The sequence below is a fragment of the Methylorubrum zatmanii genome (assembly GCF_014845115.1).
In the GTDB taxonomy this organism is placed as follows: domain Bacteria; phylum Pseudomonadota; class Alphaproteobacteria; order Rhizobiales; family Beijerinckiaceae; genus Methylobacterium; species Methylobacterium zatmanii.
Window position 1 is genome coordinate 1 of sequence record NZ_NKUI01000067.1, and the last position, 16,921, is coordinate 16,921.

Below are 16,921 nucleotides of genomic sequence, written 5' to 3' on the forward strand. Positions count from 1 at the left end.
GTCGGCACCGGGGCCGGGCCGGGGGAGCCGGGTGTCCGGCGCACATCCATCAGCAGGCCGCAGAGCCGGCCGATCGTTTCCTTGAGCTGGTGCCGGTGCACCACCTGATCGACCATGCCGTGGTCGCGCAGATACTCCGCCCGCTGGAACCCGTCGGGCAGCTTCTCGCGGATGGTCTGCTCGATGACGCGGGGGCCGGCGAAGCAGATCAGCGCGCCGGGCTCGGCCAGATGCACGTCGCCGAGCATGGCGTAGGAGGCGGTGACGCCGCCGGTGGTCGGGTTGGTCAGCACGACGATGTAGGGCAGCCGGGCGGCGTTGAGGCGGCGCACGGCCACGGTGGTGCGCGGCATCTGCATCAGGGAGAGGATGCCCTCCTGCATGCGCGCGCCGCCGGAGGCCGAGAACAGCACGTAGGGCGTGCGCTTCTCCAGGGCCGTCTCGGCGCCGCGGACGAAGGCCTCGCCGGCCGCCATGCCGAGCGATCCGGCCATGAAGCCGAATTCCTGGGCCGCGAGCGTCATCGGCAGGCCGCCGACCCGGCCGAAGCCGATCTTGAACGCGTCGGCCATGCCGGTCTTGGCGCGCGCCTCCTTGAGGCGGTCGACGTAGCGCTTCTCGTCGCGGAACTTGAGCGGATCGGCGGGAACCTCCGGCAGCGGCACGTCGATCCAGGTGCCCTCGTCGAACATCATCTTGAGGCGCGCGGCGGCGCTCATCTTGAGATGGTGCTCGGAGCCGGGGATGACCCAGTGGTTCTGCTCGACCTCCTTATGGAAGACCATCTGCCCCGTGTCAGGGCATTTGACCCAGAGGTTTTCCGGCGTCTCGCGCTTGAACAGCGTCTTGATCCGGGGCCGCACGACCTCCGAGATCCAGTTCATCGCCTCGACCATGGCGTCAGACTCCCTGTCGTGACACCTCGGGCTGCCGCCGCGGATGCCGGACCCGCGACGACGGCCCAAGTGATTGCCTTTCACATCCCTTCGGCCCGGGAGCCGGCTGACGCCCTTGGAAGCGATGCGTCCTTCGTCGTGTCGCCGCCGCCTGCCGAGGAGACCCAGCCGGGCCTGGCGTGGCGAGAGCGGTTCAGGCCCCGCGTGCCGCCGTCTCGGCTGGCGTCTTGGCGGTGCTGCGCACACCCTCGGCCAGCTCGCGCACGAGGGAGGCTACCGCCTCCACCGTGCCGCTCCCGGCCCGATCCCCGGTCTCGAGGCTGCGGGCGAGGGCATCCACCAGGGCCGAGCCCACCACCACGCCGTCGGCGCCGCGGGCGATCTCGGCGGCATGGGCGCCGGTCTTCACCCCGAACCCGACGACGACGGGCAGATCGGTATGCGCCGCGATCCGGGCAACGGCCTGCGAGACCCGGCCGAAATCCGGGGTCGCCGTGCCGGTCACGCCGGTGATCGACACGTAGTAGACGAAACCCGCCGTGTTCGCGAGCACCGCCGGGAGACGGCGGTCGTCGGTGGTGGGGGTGGCGAGGCGGATGAAGGCGAGGCCCTTCTCCCGGGCCGGGAGGCAGAGTTCGTCATCCTCCTCCGGCGGCAGATCGACGACGATCAACCCGTCGATGCCGGCGGCCTGGGCATCCTCCAGGAAACGGGGGACGCCGTAAGTGTGGATCGGGTTGTAGTAGCCCATCAGAACGACGGGCGTCCGATCGTCACTTTCGCGGAAGCGTCGCACCAGGCCCAGCGTGCCGCTCAAATCCTGGCCGACCTTCAGCGCCCGCAGGCCGGCGGCTTGGATCGCCGGCCCGTCGGCCATCGGGTCGGTGAAGGGCAGACCGAATTCGACGATGTCGGCGCCGGCCTTCGGCAGCGCCTCCAGCACCTTCAGCGAGGTTTCCGGATCGGGGTCGCCCGCCATCACGTAGGTGACGAGGGCGGCGCGTCCTTCCGCGCGGCAGCGGGCGAAGGCGGCATCGATGCGGGCGGTCATGGTTCTCGCTCCCGGCGGCACTTCCGGCGTCAGGCCCGGGGATCGGCCTCGGGGCCGCCGAGCAGCCCCCGGCTTCCGGGCCAGGGCGCGCGCCTACACCATAAGCGCGCCTCCGTGAAGCCGAGGGGCCTCACCGGTGCCGGTCGGCCCGGCTCAGGCGGGAGACGCGGCCGGATCCGCCGCGGCCGGGGCTGCGTCGAAAACACCCTCCACCCAGTCGTGCAGCAGCAGGTGGGCGATGGCGGTGGCGGGCGGAACGGTCAGGCCCTCCGGGTGCCGGCCGGCGATCATCCGCGCCACCTCCATCCGTGAGAACCAGCGCGCATCCTCCATTTCCTCCGGGTCGGTGGTGACCGCCTCGGAGACGGCGTCGGCGACGCAGCCGATCATCAGGGAGGCCGGGAAGGGCCAGGGCTGCGAGGCGTGATAGGCGACGGCGCCGACCACGACGCCGGTCTCCTCCCGCGTCTCCCGGCGCACCCCATCCTCGACCGTCTCGCCCGGCTCGATGAAGCCGGCGAGGCAGGAATACATCCCCGGTTTGAAGTGCCGCCCGCGCCCGAGCAGGCAGGCCTCGCCCCGCCGTACCAGCATGATCGCCACCGGGTCGGTGCGCGGGAAGTGGTGGAGGCCGCAGGCGCCGCATTCCCGGCGGAAGCCCCCGGCGCCGATGACGGTCGGATGGCCGCAATTGGCGCAGAAACCGTGCCGCGCATGCCAGGCGAGCAGGGATTTCGCGGTGGCCAGCAGACCCTGCTCGTCGCGGGCGACCGCCCCCTCGGCGGCGACGGCGCGCAGATCCAGCGCCCGGTAGGCGGGGGCGGGAAAGGCTTCCGCCGCCTCCGCCTGAACCGAACCGGCGAAGACCGGCCGCCCCTCGACCCGGCCGAGGAAGATCTCGACGGCGGGCGTCCCCGCCCGCGCGGCCTCGTCCGGACCGAGCAGGGCCGTCGCGATGTCCTCCACCGGGAGGGCGCGCAGGATGGCCGCCTCCCCCGCCATCAGGACGATGCCGGCCTCCGGGCCGGCCTCGGCGAGGGAGGGAGCCGCGCCGAATTCGGCGGAGTGGCGCACGAGGCGGCTCGCGCTGTAGGCGAGCGCGTCCCGGCCGGCTGTATCGGCGAAGCCCGTCATCCGTGCGCCCTCACGCGGCCGCGAACAGGGCGGCGGCCCGGTCGAGAAGGGCAGCGCGGGCGTGCGGCGGGTAGGGCTTGCGCTCGCCGACGCCCCAGACCGGGCCCGGCCAGGCCGGATCCGAGCGGAAACGGGCCACGACATGGACGTGGAGCTGCGCGACCACGTTGCCGAGGGCGGCGACGTTCACCTTGTCCGGCCGGGAGAGCGCCATGATCACGCGGGTGGCGATGCGGATCTCCTCGAAGGCGGTCGCCGCATCCTCCGGGGTGAGGTCCGTGAGTTCGCTCAAGCCGTCCCGCCGTGGGACGAGGATCAGCCACGGGAAGCGGGCATCGTCCATCAGCAGGACGGAGCAGAGGGCGAGGTCGCCCACCGGATGGGTGTCGGCGGCAAGCCGAGGATCGAGCGTGAAGGCGTCGGTCATGGCGGGGATCTAGCGCATCGGCCCGAAAAGTGTTTGGCGATTTTCGGTTGAGGCGATGCGACACGGAAGACCGGCATCGGCCCGAAACAGGATTGCCGGTTTCTCAGAACCTGTTCGAGCCGTCTCTTCCGGTATCCATGACGGTCCTCATTGCGGCCCTCCGCCAGCAGCCTCGCAGCACCCCTCGCCGCTTCTCCCAGCGGAGGAATGCCGTGGGCTCGACCGTTCCGGGACGCTTCGAGGCTTAAGCCGTCGCTCGGCGCCCAGCATGAGGAAAGCGGGTGTTGCCAAGCCAGTGAGCTCAAACAGGCTCTCGGTTGAGCCGATGCGACACGGAAATCGGCCTTGGCCCGAAACGTGATGGCAGGGTACGGCCCGGCGGGCCGGACCGTTCCGCATCGCCGCGCTCGGGGAGCCTCGACGTGATTTCAGTGTCGGTTAACCATATTTTGGCACGCCTGGGCGCAGCGATCGAGAGGCGGGGCGTGGCGCGTCGCGCCGCGATTGCCGTGGATGGTGCGATGACGGGCGCGGCGGTGGAGGGAGACGAGGGAGCGGTCGTCGCCATCGTGGCGGCGCGGACGCCGGCTCCCCTCGTCCTGGCCCTGCGGGGCCTGCCCGGCAGCACCTGCATCGTCGCCGTCTCGGCGCAGGTGATCGAGGATCTCGTCGCCCGGGATCCCGACGTGATCGTGGTGGAGGCCGAGGCCGAGCGCTTCGACGCCCCCGTCCTGATCCGGACCCTGCGGGCGCAGGAGGCGCTCGCGCGCACCCCCATCCTGCTCGTGGCCGCCGGCGAGGCCCGGGCCCTGCGCCGGATCGGCCGTGAGGTCGGTGCCACCGACGTGCTGGCCAAGCCCTTCGACGGCCTGGAATTGCACGAGCGGGTCGGTGTGCTGCTCGAACTCGCCCTGGCGCGCCGGGAGAACGACCGTCAGGCGCTCGCCATGCGACGCGATGCGGCGAAGGCGATGCTCGAGGCCGCGGCCCGGGAGCGCGAGCTCGTTCGCCGCCTGATGCTCGCCGCCGAGTTCCGCGACGATCAGGCCGGCGATCACCTGACCCGCGTGGCGGGCTGCGTCATCGCGGTGGCCGAGGGGCTGGGCCTGTCCTCGGCGGAGGCCGACGACGTGGCACTCGCCTCCACCATGCACGACATCGGCAAGATCGGGGTGCCGGACCACATCCTGATGAAGGCGGGCCCGCTCACGCCCGAGGAGTGGGACGAGATGCGCCAGCACGCCCTGCGCGGCTACCACATGCTGCATGACAGCCCGTCGCGCCTGCTCCAGATCGCCGCCGAGATCGCGCTGACCCATCACGAGCGCTGGGACGGCAGCGGGTATCCCCGCGGCCTGAAGGGGGAGGAGATCCCCCGGTCCGGCCGGATCGTGGCGGTGGCCGACGTGTTCGACGCGCTGGTCTCCGCCCGCAGCTACAAGCCGGCCTGGCCGCTGGAGAAGGCTCGGGCCCATCTGGAGGCGGAAGCCGGGCGCCATTTCGACCCGGCCTGCGTGGCCGCCTTCCTCTCGCGCTGGGACGACATCGTCGCCCTGGTGCAGGAACGGTCATCCTGAAGCGTGGGCGGGATTGGATGAAAGGACCACCGCCCCGGGGCGAGCGCGATGCCGCCTTTTCGGGCCGGACTCCTCTCGCCTATATATCCTATGTTGGTTTTTGCTGCGCGGCATGGTGCCACCGTCGTCGGTCGATGCCGCAAGATACGGGCCTGGGCGCGAGTTCTCGTGCGTGAGGCTGCGATAGTTTAGAATTCGGAATGATCCTGTTCAACCGGCAGCTGCTTTTCGTTCACAATCCCAAGACCGCTGGAACGTCGCTCCTCAAATATCTGAGATCCGCGCTGCCGCAGGCGCAGGTAGGCGACGTGACGACCCTGGGCAGCAATCACCCCTCGCTGTCCTTCTCTCTCGGCTATGCCTGTGCCGCCCTGGCCCAGCCTCCCGCCGCCTTCAAACGGGTGCTCGTCGTCACGCGCAATCCGTTCGATCGGGAGGTTTCCGTGTACGAACATTACCGGCAGAATCTTCAATACGAGGGCGTCGACCGGGATCTGAACAGTCCGATTCTGTTCGAAGCGGTCCGACAGGCCGCCCGCCTGTCCTTCGGAGAGTACCTTCAGTGGGTGTGGGAGACGCACGGCACTTGCGATCTCTGGCATACCGAAGGCTATCACCGGATCGACGAGACGTTCTCCCTGCCGCAATTGTCGATCATCAGGGTAGAGAATCTCGAAGCGGAGCTTTCCGAGGCCTTGAAGGACATCACCTTGCTCGAAGGGGAGCCCCTCTCTCACATCAATACGACGCGGCGGAAGGCAATCGCAGACTATTACGATGCCGCCTCCGTCGAGATCGTACGCGCATCCTATGCCTGGATGTTCCGGAGCGGCCTCTATGACGAGAACGACGCGCCCGCCATCGGGGCGTGACATCGCGGCTCCCTCCGCTCCTCCGGGCAGCCAGCCCCCTGTCTCCGGCGGGCGCCCGCCCCCGTCTGCGCGCAACGCCCCTGCGCAGTGCACGTAGTGGTCGGCGGGCCCGCTTGGCGCTAGAAGGCATCCGATCCCGATTCCGATCCGGCCGCATGCCGGTCCGAATTCGCCGGCCTGAAGGCGCGTTTTCCTTGCCATTTCCGACTCTGCCCACTCCCCTCGCGCGGGCGCTCACCGAGCGCAACTATGCCGAGCCCACCCCCGTCCAGCAGGCGGTGCTCGATACCGGTGGCGACCGCGACCTGCTGGTCTCGGCCCAGACCGGCTCGGGCAAGACCGTTGCCTTCGGGCTGGCCATCGCCGGCACGCTACTCGGTTCCGAGGAGGCCCTGCCGCCGCCGGGCGCGCCGCTGGCGCTCGCCATCGCCCCGACCCGGGAACTGGCGCTTCAGGTCCAGCGGGAGCTGACCTGGCTCTACGCGCAGACCAATGCCCGCGTCGCCGCTTGCGTCGGCGGCATGGATCCGCGCCGCGAGGCCCGTGCCCTGGAAGCCGGCACCCATATCGTCGTCGGTACTCCCGGACGCCTGCGCGATCACCTCGAGCGGGGCCGGCTGGTCACGGAGGGGCTTCGCGCCGTCATCCTCGACGAGGCCGACGAGATGCTCGACATGGGCTTCCGCGAGGATCTCGAATTCATCCTGGCGGCAACGCCTGAGGATCGCCGCACCCTGCTGTTCTCGGCCACCCTGCCGAAGGCGATCGTGGCGCTGGCGGAAAGCTACCAGCGCGACGCCCTGCGCCTCGCCGTGGCGGGCGAGACCCGTGGCCATGCCGACATCGTCTACCGGGCGGTGCGGGTGATGCCGCGGGAGATCGAGCACGCCGTCGTCAACGTGCTGCGCTACGTCGATGCGCCGGTCGCCATCGTGTTCTGCAACACCCGCGACGGGGTGCGCCATCTCCAGGCCTCGCTGACCGAGCGCGGCTTCTCCGCCGTCGCCCTCTCGGGTGAACTGGGCCAGGGCGAGCGCAACGCCGCGCTCCAGGCCCTGCGCGACGGCCGCGCCCGGGTCTGCGTCGCCACCGACGTCGCCGCCCGCGGCATCGACCTGCCGGGCCTCGACCTCGTCATCCATGCCGACCTGCCCCACGACGCCGAGGTGATGCAGCACCGCTCCGGCCGGACCGGCCGCGCCGGCCGCAAGGGCACCAGCGTCGTGCTGGTGCCGCCCGCCCGGCGGCGGCGCGCCGAGCAGATGTTCGCCATCGCCAAGGTCAACCCGGATTGGAGCGGCCCGCCCAACGCGGACGAGATCCGGGTTCTCGACCGCGAGCGGATGATGTCCGATCCCCTCCTCTCCGAGCCGGAGACGGAGGAGGAGCGCGAGTGGGAGAAGGATTGGGCCGAGGCGCTGCTGGAGCGTTTTCCCCCGGAGCGTCTCGCCGCCGCCTTCGCCCGCCTCTACCGCTCGCGCATCCCGGTTCCCGAGGAGGTCTCGGATCCGTCCTTCGAGGTGGGTCGGCGGTCGGACACGCGCAGCGGGATTCCGGTCGGTGCCCCCCGCGTCGGCGAGGACGAGCCGGCGGCCTGGTTCCGGCTCAATCTCGGCCGACGCGACCGCGTCGAGCCGCGTCGCCTGCTGCCGATGCTGACTCGGCGGGGTCAGATCGGCCGCGGCGATATCGGCTCGATCCGGATCTTCGACCGGGAGACGACCTTCGAGGTGCGGGCCAGCGCGGCGGAGGATTTCGCGGCGGCCTTCGCCCGGCGCGGGCCGCCGGATGTCCGAGTCGAGCGGATGCAGGGCGAGGGGCCGGCCCCGGCCAAGGCACCGAAGAGCCCCCGTGCCCAGCGCCATCGCCGCGAGGCGGGCAAGGCCCAGCGCGGCTGAGCGGAGCATCCGCGGGCGAGGCGGGGGCCGCCTCGCTCGACGGACATCCTCTCATCTTGTTTCCGGTCGAAGGCCTCGGCCTCACCTTGCGTCCTTGCGAGGCTCGGCGAAAGCAATCCAGGTCGCCGCTTTGTCCGGAAGGGTCGCGCCTCTGGATCGCTTCGCATCCGCTCGCGATGACGGGAGAGGGAACCCCTCCCGTCATCGCCTCCCGCCTCACACCCCGTCGAAGCGGCCGCTGGCATGGGCGAGCATGGTGTAGACCTTGCCCGTCTCGGAGGTGAGGTAGGCATCCGCCCGCTTGGTGTCGCGGTCGTTCTTCGTCACCTCGCCGAGCAGCCGCTCGAACTCGCCGACATAACGGTCGACCGTGCGGCGGAACTCGGCATCCGCCCGGTAGCGGCGCTGGATCTGCTCGAAGGTCTGGCGGCCCTGCGGGGTGTAGAGGCGGCCGTCGAACAGGCTCGGATCGCCCCGGCGGTAGCGCTGCCAGAACTCGACCGAAGCCTGATGGTCCACCATCCGGGCGATGTCGGTCGAGATCGCATCGAGGGAGATCCGCTCGACCTTGGCCTTCGCCTCGGGCGCGGCAGCCGGCGCCGGCCCGGCGCCCTCCTCGTCGATCGAGGCGCGGGTCAGGAGGTCCGACAGCCAACCGCGGTTGTCGCGGGTGCCGGGCCGGCCCTGGACCGGCGCCGGGCTGGCCGGACGGACGGCGGCGGGCGAAGCGGCCGGCTGGGTCCGGGCGGCTGCCGGAGCCTGTGCCGGAGCTTGGGCCGGAGCCTGGGCTGCGCTGCGGGCCGGCACCGCCGGAGCGGGGGCCGGGCGACCGGCTTCCGCCGCGCGGCGCTGCTCGACGGCACGGCTCTGCGCCGCCGGCTGGGCCACATCGACCGAGCGGTTCGAGCGGGCCACCAGCGCGGCCAGCTCGTTCAGGGCCTCGATCTGCTCGGCGACGACGCGGCGCATCTCGCTCGTGGCGTCCTGGGTCTCGCGGGGCAGTTCCAGCACCCCGCGCTGGAGATCGGCGCGGGTGGCGTCGAGTTCGCGGCGGATCTCGGCGGCCATCTCGGTCATCCGCGCGACGGATTCGCCGAAGCGGCCGGAGGCGGAACCGAGGCTCTCCATCATCTTGGCGGAGGCCTCCTCGATGGCACCGCGCACCGCGCCGGCCGTGCGGGCGCTCTCCGCGTCCGCGCCGCTGCGCAAACGCTCGAAATCGCCGGCCACCGCCGCACCCGCCTCGCGGGCCGCCTGGGACAGGCTCTCGCTCAGCTCCCGTGCCCGGACCTCGGCCGCGCGCAGGGTCTCCTCGACGATGCTGCCGAACCGGCCGGTCTGGGCCTCGATGGCCCGGCTGCGCTCCTCGATCCGAGCCAGCACCGCATCGACCACCGCCTGCCGGCTCGACAGGCTCTCGGCGAGCCGGCCCTCGACGGCCTCCAGGGTCTCGGCCGCCTCGCTCAGCGCGCCGACATGGGCGCCGGTGCTCTCCACCAGCGCCTTGCCGCGGGCATCGAGCGTCCGCGCCAGATCGGAGGCCTGGGTGAGCGCCCCCTGCGAGGTCTCGCGCAGGACCGCGACCTGGGTCGAGACCCGGTCGGAGGCCTGGGCGGTGTCGGCGGCAACCCGGTCGAGAGCCGACTGGATCTGCGAGACGCGCTCCGCCAGCCCTTGCTCGATGGCGCCGAGATTGGTCGCGGCGTCGCCCACCAGTTCCTTGAGCGCGGCGTTGGCGTTCTCGATCCGGGTGAGGAAGCCGGCAACGTCGCGGCGCACCCGCTCGTGAGCCTCGGCGACGGTACCGGCGGAGGCCGCCGCCCCCTCGTCCAGGGCCGCGCGCAGGGCCTGAGCGGATTCCACGGTGCGGACGACGATCGCGTCGGTGCGCTCGCGCAGGGCGTCGACGAGGGGCATGCCCTTGTCGGTCAGCAGGCGGTCGAGGACCTGTCCCTGCTCCGCGAGGGCCTGAGCGAGCTCCGCAGCCGGCCCCTCGACCAGCCGCGACAGCACCGCGTCGCGCCGGTCCAGGGTAGTGGTGAGGGCGTTGGCGCTGTCCTGCAGCGCGGCGGCGTGACGCCGGGCGCGCTCGTCGAGCAGCTCGCCCATCCGCACGATCCCCTGGTCGACCAGGGCCGCGTAGGCGTTCTGGCGCTCGTCGAAGCTCTCGGCGAGATGGGCCTGACGCTGGGCCCGCTCGTCCAAAGCCGCGATCATCCGGGCCGTGCCGCCGTCGATCAGGGCGGTATAGGCGTTCTTCTGGCGGTCGAAGGCCTCCGCGAGGATCGCGTGACGGCGGGCGCGCTCGTCGAGGGCGGCCACCATGCGGGCGGTGCCCTCCTCGATCATCCTGGCATAGGCGGTGCGGCTCGCCTCGGCGTTCTCCTCCAGGGCAGCCTGTTGCCGGGCGCGCTCGTCGAGGGCGGCGACCATCCGCGCGGTACCCTCGTCGATCAGGGCGGCATAGGCCTCCTGGCGCTCGTCGAAGGCCTCGGCCAGGGCGTCGGCGCGGGTTGCCACCACGGTGGCGAAGGCACGCAGGCGGGCATCGATGCGGCCGGTGAAGGCCTCGCTGCGCGCGTCCACGGTCTGCGACAGCAGGGCGGCCTGGCTCTCCACCAGCTTGGCGAAGGCGCCGCCACGGTTCTCGATCAGCCCGTCGAGACTGCGCATCCGCTCGTCGAACACGGCGGTCATCGCCTTGGTCTGGGCATCGAGGCGGCCGGTCAGGGCTGTCGAGCGGTCATCGACCAGGGTGTCGAGGGTGGCGTGGATCTCGTCGAACAGCCGGCGCAGTTCCTGCGCCCGCGTCTCGACGGTCTGCGCGATCATCAGGCCGCGTCCATCGACGAGTTCGCCGAGCACGCCGAGGCGGTCGTCGAACAGGGCCACGAGCCCCTGGGTGCGGGTCTCGACCTCGCCCGCCGCGCGGCCGATGCCGCCCTCCAGGGTCTCGATGAAGGCGCGCGCGCCCTCGGTGAGCGCCTGCTGTAGCGGCAGGATGCGCCACTGGAAGCCTTCGTCGAGGCTTCCGGCATGGCCGTCGAGCAACCCGCGGATCTCGTCCGTGCGGCGATCGAGAATGCTCTGGACCGCACGGGTCCGCTCCTCAAGCGTCGTGCGCAGATCGTCGGTGCGGCCGTCGAGGATCGCACGGATCTCGCCCGCGCGGCTGTCGAGCAGCTCCTGCACCGTGCGGGCCGGCTCCTCCAGGGCCGAGCGCAGGGCGTTGAGCCCGGCGTCGAACTCGCCGCGAACCTGGCCGGCGCTGACGTCCACGAGGCCGCGCAGGTCGTTGGTGCCGTGGTCGAGGGTGTCGCGGATCTCGGCGCTGCGGGCGTCGAGGACATCGCGCACCGTGCGCACACGCTCCTCCAGGGCCGCCGCCAGGGCGCCGAGGCCTGCCTCGAACTCGCCCTGCACCCGGCCGGCGCTGCCCTCCATCAGGCCGCGCAGATCGTTCGTGCGGCCATCGAGGGTGTCGCGGATCTCGCCGGCACGGTGGTCGAGAATGTCCTGAACCGAGCGCGCGCGCTCGTCCAGAAGGGTGCGCAGGGTGTCGAGGGTCCGGTCGAGCTGAGCGCGGATCTCGTCGGCGCGGGCATCGAGCGTCTCGCCGAGACGGCCGGCCCCGTCGCCGAGCAGGCCATCGACCTGCCCCATGACGTCGCGCAGACCGGCGAGCAGGGCGGTACCGCGGCGGTCGAGCAGGGCACCGAGGGAGGCGCCGCCCTGTTCGAGGGCCTGGGTGATCTCCGACAGGCGCCCGTCGAGGGTCTCCACCGCCGCGCGGCCGCGCTGGTCGAGTTCGGCGGCGAGTGCGCCGCCGCGTTCGTCGAACAGGTGGTTGAGGCTCTCGGCGCGCTCGTCGAACAGGCGGGCGATGGTCTCGATATGGCCGGTGAGCGCGGCCGCCGCGCCGCCGCTGCGGCCCTCCACCAGGGCGACGAGGTCGCGGATGCGGGCATTCAGCTCGCCGTCGATGGCACGGGTGCGGCTCTCGATCAGGCGCACCGCCTCCAGGGCCTGGATGCCGAAGCTGTCGTCGAGCTGGCGGGCACGCTCCTCCAGGGCTCCGTGGAGGGCGTCGAGGCGGGCGACGACTCCGGTATCGAGGCGCTCCGCCCCGGCCTCGAGACGGTGGGCGAGATCCTGGGTCGTGCGCTCGAGGCGCTCGGAGATCTCGGCAGCGCGGGCGGCAAGGGCCTCGCCGACGGCGCGGCTGCGCGCGGCGATGTCCTGCACGGTTCCCTCGGCGCGCCGGTCGAGGCCCTCCGTCAGGGTCCGGTTGCCCTCGTCGAGGGTGCGGGCGATCTCGGCGGCACGCAGCACCAGCGCCTCGTTGAGGGCGTTGGCGCGGGCGCCGAGACGGGTGTCGACATGGCCGATCAGGGCCGCGAAGCTCTCGCCGATCTCGGCGGCGCGCTTGGCGGAAAGGGCCTCCATCTCGCCGAGGCGCGCCTCGACGGTCTCGCCGGCGAGGCGGGCCCGCTCGGCCAGGGAGTCCGCCAGGGCGCTGCCCTGCACGGCAATGACCCGGTCGATCTCCGTGAGCCGCGACGAGAGGGTGTCGCCGAGCGCCTGGGTGTTCCCGGCGATGCGGTCGGCGATGATGTCGCCGCGGGCGATGGTCTCCTGCAGGGCGGCGAGGCGGTTGCCGAGCACCTCCTCCACCGCGCGAGCGCGGCTGTCGGCGGTCTCGGCGAAGGCGGCATGGCTCTGGTGGAGCGCATCGCCGACTTGCGAGACGTGACCGGCGATCGCCAGCATGACCTCGCGGCCGGCGCCTTCGAGACGGGCCTGGGCCTCGTCCGACTGGCTGGCGATGAGCGCCGCGGCGCCCCGGCCGGTCTTGCCGAGGCCGTCCTCGAGCGCGACCAGGCGATCGGACAGCTCGGCGCCGACGCCGTCGGCGGTGCGGGACAGGGCCTGCACCGTCGCCTCGCCGCGGGCGGTCACCTCCTCGCTCAGGCGCTGGAGGGAATCGCGCAGGGCTTCCAGCGCGCGCTCCATGCGGCCGCCGACCTCGCCACCGGCCTGCTCGGCCGCACGGGCAAGGGCCCCGGTCACCTCCTGGCCGCGGGCGGACAGCTCGTCGCCGACACGGGCAAGCGTCTCCCGCAGGGCCTGGAGCGAATCCTCCGTGCGGGTGCCGATCTCACCGCCGACCTGCGCGGCGGTCCGGGCGAGGGCGTCGGTCACCTCGGCGCTGCGGGCGTCGATCTCCTCGCGAACCTGACGCAGCAGATCGCGCAGGGATTGGGCCGAGAGATCGGCGCGGCTGCCGATCTCGCCGCCCGCCTGGGCCGCCGCCAGCGACAGGGCCACGGCGGCCTCCGAGCCGCGGGCACCGATCTCGTCGGCGACCCGCTGGATGAGGTCGTGGAGGGCCTGCATCGACTGATCGGTGCGGTTGCCGATCTCGCCACCGGCATGGGCGGCGGCGAGCGCCAGGGCCCCCGTCGCATCGATGCTGCGGGCGGACAGCTCATCGGCCATGCGCTGGATCGCGGCGTGGAGCGCCTGCGAGGCGCCCTCGCTGCGGCGGTCGAGTTCCCCCCCGACGCGGTCGGCGGCAGCCTGGAAGCGGCTGACCACGTCGTCCGAGCGGGTCTCGACGGAAGCCGCGGCCTCGTCCGCGGCCCGGCGCAGGGCTTCGGCGGCATCGGCGAAGCGCGCGACCAGGGCGGCGGCCTGCGCCTGCGCTGTGCCGGCGCTCTCCTCGACGGTGCGCTGCATCAGCGCGGCGGATTCGGCGGTGCGGTCGGACAGGACGCCGCGCATGGCCTCCGCCGCCGCGCGCAGGCGGCTCTCGGCCTCCTCGACACTGGCGACGACCGCCGCGGTCGCGGCTTCGGTGCCGTGACGGATGCCGTCATGGGCGGTGCCGGTCCGGGCCTCGAGTTCCTCGGCGAGGCGGGCCACCGTCTCGCGCAGGCTCTCGGCGGTGCCGGTCGCGTTGGCCGTGAAGGCGGTGCCGAGCCCGGCGACCTCCTGGATCGCGGCGTGGAGCGCCTGCGAGGCGCCCTCGCTGCGGCGGTCCAATTCGCCCCCGACCCTGTCGGCGGCAGCCTGGAAGCGGCTGACCACGTCGTCCGAGCGGGTCTCGACGGAAGCCGCGGCCTCGTCCGCGGCCCGGCGCAGGGCCTCGGCGGCATCGGCGAAGCGCGCGACCAGGGCGGCGGCCTGCGCCTGCGCCGTGCCGGCGCTCTCCTCGACGGTGCGCTGCATCAGCGCGGCGGATTCGGCGGTGCGGTCGGACAGCACGCCGCGCATGGCCTCCGCCGCCGCGCGCAGACGGCCCTCGGCCTCCTCGACACTGGCGACGACGGCCGCGGTCGCGGCTTCGGTGCCGTGACGGATGCGGTCATGGGTGGTGCCGGTCCGGGCCTCGAGCTCCGCGGCGAGGCGGGCCACCGTCTCGCGCAGGCTCTCGGCGGTGCCGGCGGCATGCGCCGCGAAACCGCTGCCGAGCCCGGCCAGCGCCTGCTCGACGGTCGTCGTCGCCCGCGCCGCGCGGTCCGTCATCAGGTCCACGACGCGCTCGCCCGCCGCATCGAGCTGGGCGGCGAGGGCACCGCCCTGCACGGAGATGGCGTCATCGACGCGGGACGCCGCCGCCTCGATCCGGCCGGCAAGTTCGAGGCCGCGGCCATCCATGGTCTCGGCGGCACGGGTGGCGGAGGCCAGGAACGCGTCGCGGACGCGGTCCATCCGGGTCGAGAAGTCGTCGGCGACGCTGCCGGCGGCCAGCGCCAGGGCGGCCTGCGCATCGCGCCCACGCCCCTCGATCAGCTCGGAGACGCCGGTGCCGGCGGCCTCGATCTCGGTGCGCAGGGAAGCGCCGCGAGCGGCGATATCCTCGGCAATCGCCGTGCCGGTCTGGGCGAAGCGGGCGGTGATCTCGCCGCCGGTCTGGGCGAAGCGCTCGGTCAGCTCGCCACCGCGGGACAGGAAGGTCTCCTCCAGGCTCCGGGTCGAGCGCTCGAAGGTCTCGCGCACGGACTGCCCCTGGCGGTCGAGGGCCTCGATCAGGCTGCTGCCGGTCTCCGACAGCGATTGCGCGACCGAGCCGGCATTGTCGGCCAGCGTCCGGGTCAGGGCCCCGCCCGTGCGCTCGAAGGCCTGGGTCACCTCGTCGGCGCGCTGCTGCAGCGTCACGGTCAGGGTGCTGCCGATTTCTTCGAGGCCGCCGCGCACACCCTCGCTGGTGGCGTTGAGCTGGCGGATCAGGTCGTCGCCCCGGGTCGAGACGTTGCCGACCACCCGCTCGCCGACCTCGCCCAGGGCCGCCGTGATCTCGTTGCCGCGGGCATCGAGCGCCCCGGTCACCCGCTCGCCGGCCCCGTTGATCGCCGCGACGATCCGCTCGGCCGCGCCGTCCAGCTCGCTCGACAGGCTCTCGTGCGAGCCGGTAATCGCCCCGCGCACCCGGTCGGCATTGGCGACGATGGATTCCCGCTGGGCGATCAGCTCGTCGACGAGGCTGCGGATGCGGATCTCGTTGTCGGAATAGGCCCGCTCCAGGGTCGAGATCTCGCCGCGCACCAGGGTTTCCAGCTCGCCGGCACGAGCCAGCGCCCGCTCCACGCCGTCGCCGACGGCGGCGACCTCGCGGCGGACGGTCTGCGACATGGTCAGCACCGCATCGGTCGAGAAGCTTTCCGGCTCGGCCAGGCGGATCGCCACCTCACCGACGGCACGGGCGACGAGGCGCATCTCGTGGGCGCGCACGGCCAGCATCGCGGTGATGAGGAACAGCACGATCGGGCCGGCGATGGCGGCCGCGACAACCGCCGTCTGGAGGGCGGTGAGCCCGGTGATGAAGGATTTGAGGTCGCCGCCGGACTGGTTCCAGGCAAGCGCCACCAAGCCATTGAGCCAGAGGAAGGAAGCGATGGCGGCGAAGAGATAGGGCTTGCGCGAGGGGCGGACGCGCAGAGTCTGCTGCAGGATGCCGATGTTCTGGCGGTCGTCGTTGGCCACCAGCGAGCGGTCCGGCGGCAGCAGGCCGCCCTCGCGGCGGGAGCGTCCGCGCTCCGGCGGCGGCACTTCCGAGGCGACCGGGTCGATGTCGAGATGGGGGATGCGGCGTCCGCCGGCCTCGGCCAGGGACGCGGAGAAGGGATCGGCCAGCGGATCGCCGTCGCCGACATCGGGCAGGCGCGGCTCGACCCGGGCGGAGTCGCCGGGGGCAGGGATATCCAGATTCAAAGCCTGCTCGATCGCGGAGAGGGCGGCCTCTGCCGGATCTTTCAGCTTCTTCTCGGTGGCCATGCAACGCCTCGTACGCATCGCCGTCCGGCAGGGAGCGCGAGCCCTCCGCAGCGGAGACGGATTTACCCGTTTACCGGGTGACTTTAGTCCCTCGGGTCACACGCCGAATACCCGATCAGTCCGGCGCACCCAAGAAACCTTAACGGAATGGTTACCAAACCGGGGCCCGGCAGCGGGCACCCGCTTCAAGTTCTGACGCGCCAAGGCTTAAACGGGTACGCCCGCACCCGCCCTCGGCTGTGGATAGACCCGGCCGCCCACAGGCACCTCGCCGCACGGCGCCTCCCGGCGGCCCCACGCACCGACCGATTACCGGATCGAAGGACATGGACTCCCTCAGGCCGACCCCGGACGCGTCCGCCCCCCTGCTCGACCGGGCCCATCTCGACGCGCAGACCTTCGGCGACGCGGACCTCGCCCGGGAGGTCCTGGCCCTGTTCGTAGGCCAGTGCCGCCGGCTGCTGCCGGCCCTCTCGGAGGAAGGCAGGCCGGCGCAGGAGCGGGCCGACCTCGCCCATACCCTCAAGGGCGCGGCCCTGGGGGTCGGGGCGATGCGGGTGGCCGCGGCCAGCGCCGCCGTCGAGACCGGATTGCGGACGGGCACCGAGACGCCGCTCCCGGCCCTGGGTCAGGCTGTCACCGAGACATGTGTGCTCGTCGCCGGCATCGAGCCGGCAGGGTGAGGTTTCCCCGGTTCCGGGGAAGCCGGTCGCGGGCGGGGTGGGCGGGGTGATCCAGGCGCGACGGGAAAACGCCCGTCCACCGTTGGCACTCGGAGGCTCCGCACCG

9 protein-coding genes are annotated in these 16,921 nt (G+C 72.4%); 4 read left to right on the forward strand and 5 right to left on the reverse strand.

Going from position 1 to position 16,921, the window contains the following annotated elements; translation table 11 throughout:
- From accD to MZTS_RS09520, 4 genes are all read right to left on the reverse strand, one after another.
- Window positions 1-896, reverse strand: an 896-nt coding sequence (accD, locus tag MZTS_RS09505; protein ID WP_192283509.1) for an acetyl-CoA carboxylase, carboxyltransferase subunit beta, incomplete at its 3' end; no start/stop codon positions are given.
- A 193-nt stretch (window positions 897-1,089) separates the two neighbouring features.
- A complete protein-coding gene (gene trpA, locus MZTS_RS09510) occupies window positions 1,090-1,947 on the reverse strand; it encodes a tryptophan synthase subunit alpha (RefSeq protein WP_192283511.1) in 858 nt (285 codons plus the stop codon).
- Window positions 1,948-2,100: 153 nt separating this feature from the next.
- The gene (nudC, locus tag MZTS_RS09515) at window positions 2,101-3,081 is read right to left on the reverse strand and encodes an NAD(+) diphosphatase (protein ID WP_192283513.1); all 981 of its coding nucleotides are present in this window, start codon (window positions 3,079-3,081) and stop codon (window positions 2,101-2,103) included.
- Between the two features lie 10 nt (window positions 3,082-3,091).
- The gene (locus tag MZTS_RS09520; protein ID WP_192283515.1) at window positions 3,092-3,508 is read right to left on the reverse strand and encodes an HIT domain-containing protein; all 417 of its coding nucleotides are present in this window, start codon (window positions 3,506-3,508) and stop codon (window positions 3,092-3,094) included.
- A gap of 521 nt (window positions 3,509-4,029) precedes the next feature.
- Between MZTS_RS09520 and MZTS_RS09525 the strand changes: the two genes are divergently transcribed.
- From MZTS_RS09525 to MZTS_RS09535, 3 genes are all read left to right on the forward strand, one after another.
- The gene (locus tag MZTS_RS09525; RefSeq protein ID WP_192283523.1) at window positions 4,030-5,085 is read left to right on the forward strand and encodes an HD-GYP domain-containing protein; all 1,056 of its coding nucleotides are present in this window, start codon (window positions 4,030-4,032) and stop codon (window positions 5,083-5,085) included.
- Between the two features lie 200 nt (window positions 5,086-5,285).
- The gene (locus MZTS_RS09530; RefSeq protein WP_009865632.1) at window positions 5,286-5,957 is read left to right on the forward strand and encodes a sulfotransferase domain-containing protein; all 672 of its coding nucleotides are present in this window, start codon (window positions 5,286-5,288) and stop codon (window positions 5,955-5,957) included.
- A gap of 194 nt (window positions 5,958-6,151) precedes the next feature.
- Entirely contained in the window at window positions 6,152-7,855 is a 1,704-nt protein-coding gene (locus tag MZTS_RS09535) for a DEAD/DEAH box helicase (protein ID WP_192283517.1), read from the forward strand.
- A gap of 216 nt (window positions 7,856-8,071) precedes the next feature.
- On the opposite strand, the gene MZTS_RS09540 is transcribed toward MZTS_RS09535, so the two are convergent.
- Window positions 8,072-16,132: an apolipoprotein A-IV repeat region-like domain-containing protein gene (locus MZTS_RS09540; RefSeq protein WP_192283519.1), complete on the reverse strand. Its 8,061-nt coding sequence runs from the start codon at window positions 16,130-16,132 to the stop codon at window positions 8,072-8,074.
- Between the two features lie 326 nt (window positions 16,133-16,458).
- Between MZTS_RS09540 and MZTS_RS09545 the strand changes: the two genes are divergently transcribed.
- Window positions 16,459-16,815, forward strand: a complete 357-nt coding sequence (locus MZTS_RS09545; protein ID WP_192283521.1) for an Hpt domain-containing protein — start codon at window positions 16,459-16,461, stop codon at window positions 16,813-16,815.
- The last annotated feature ends 106 nt before the right edge of the window (window positions 16,816-16,921 follow it).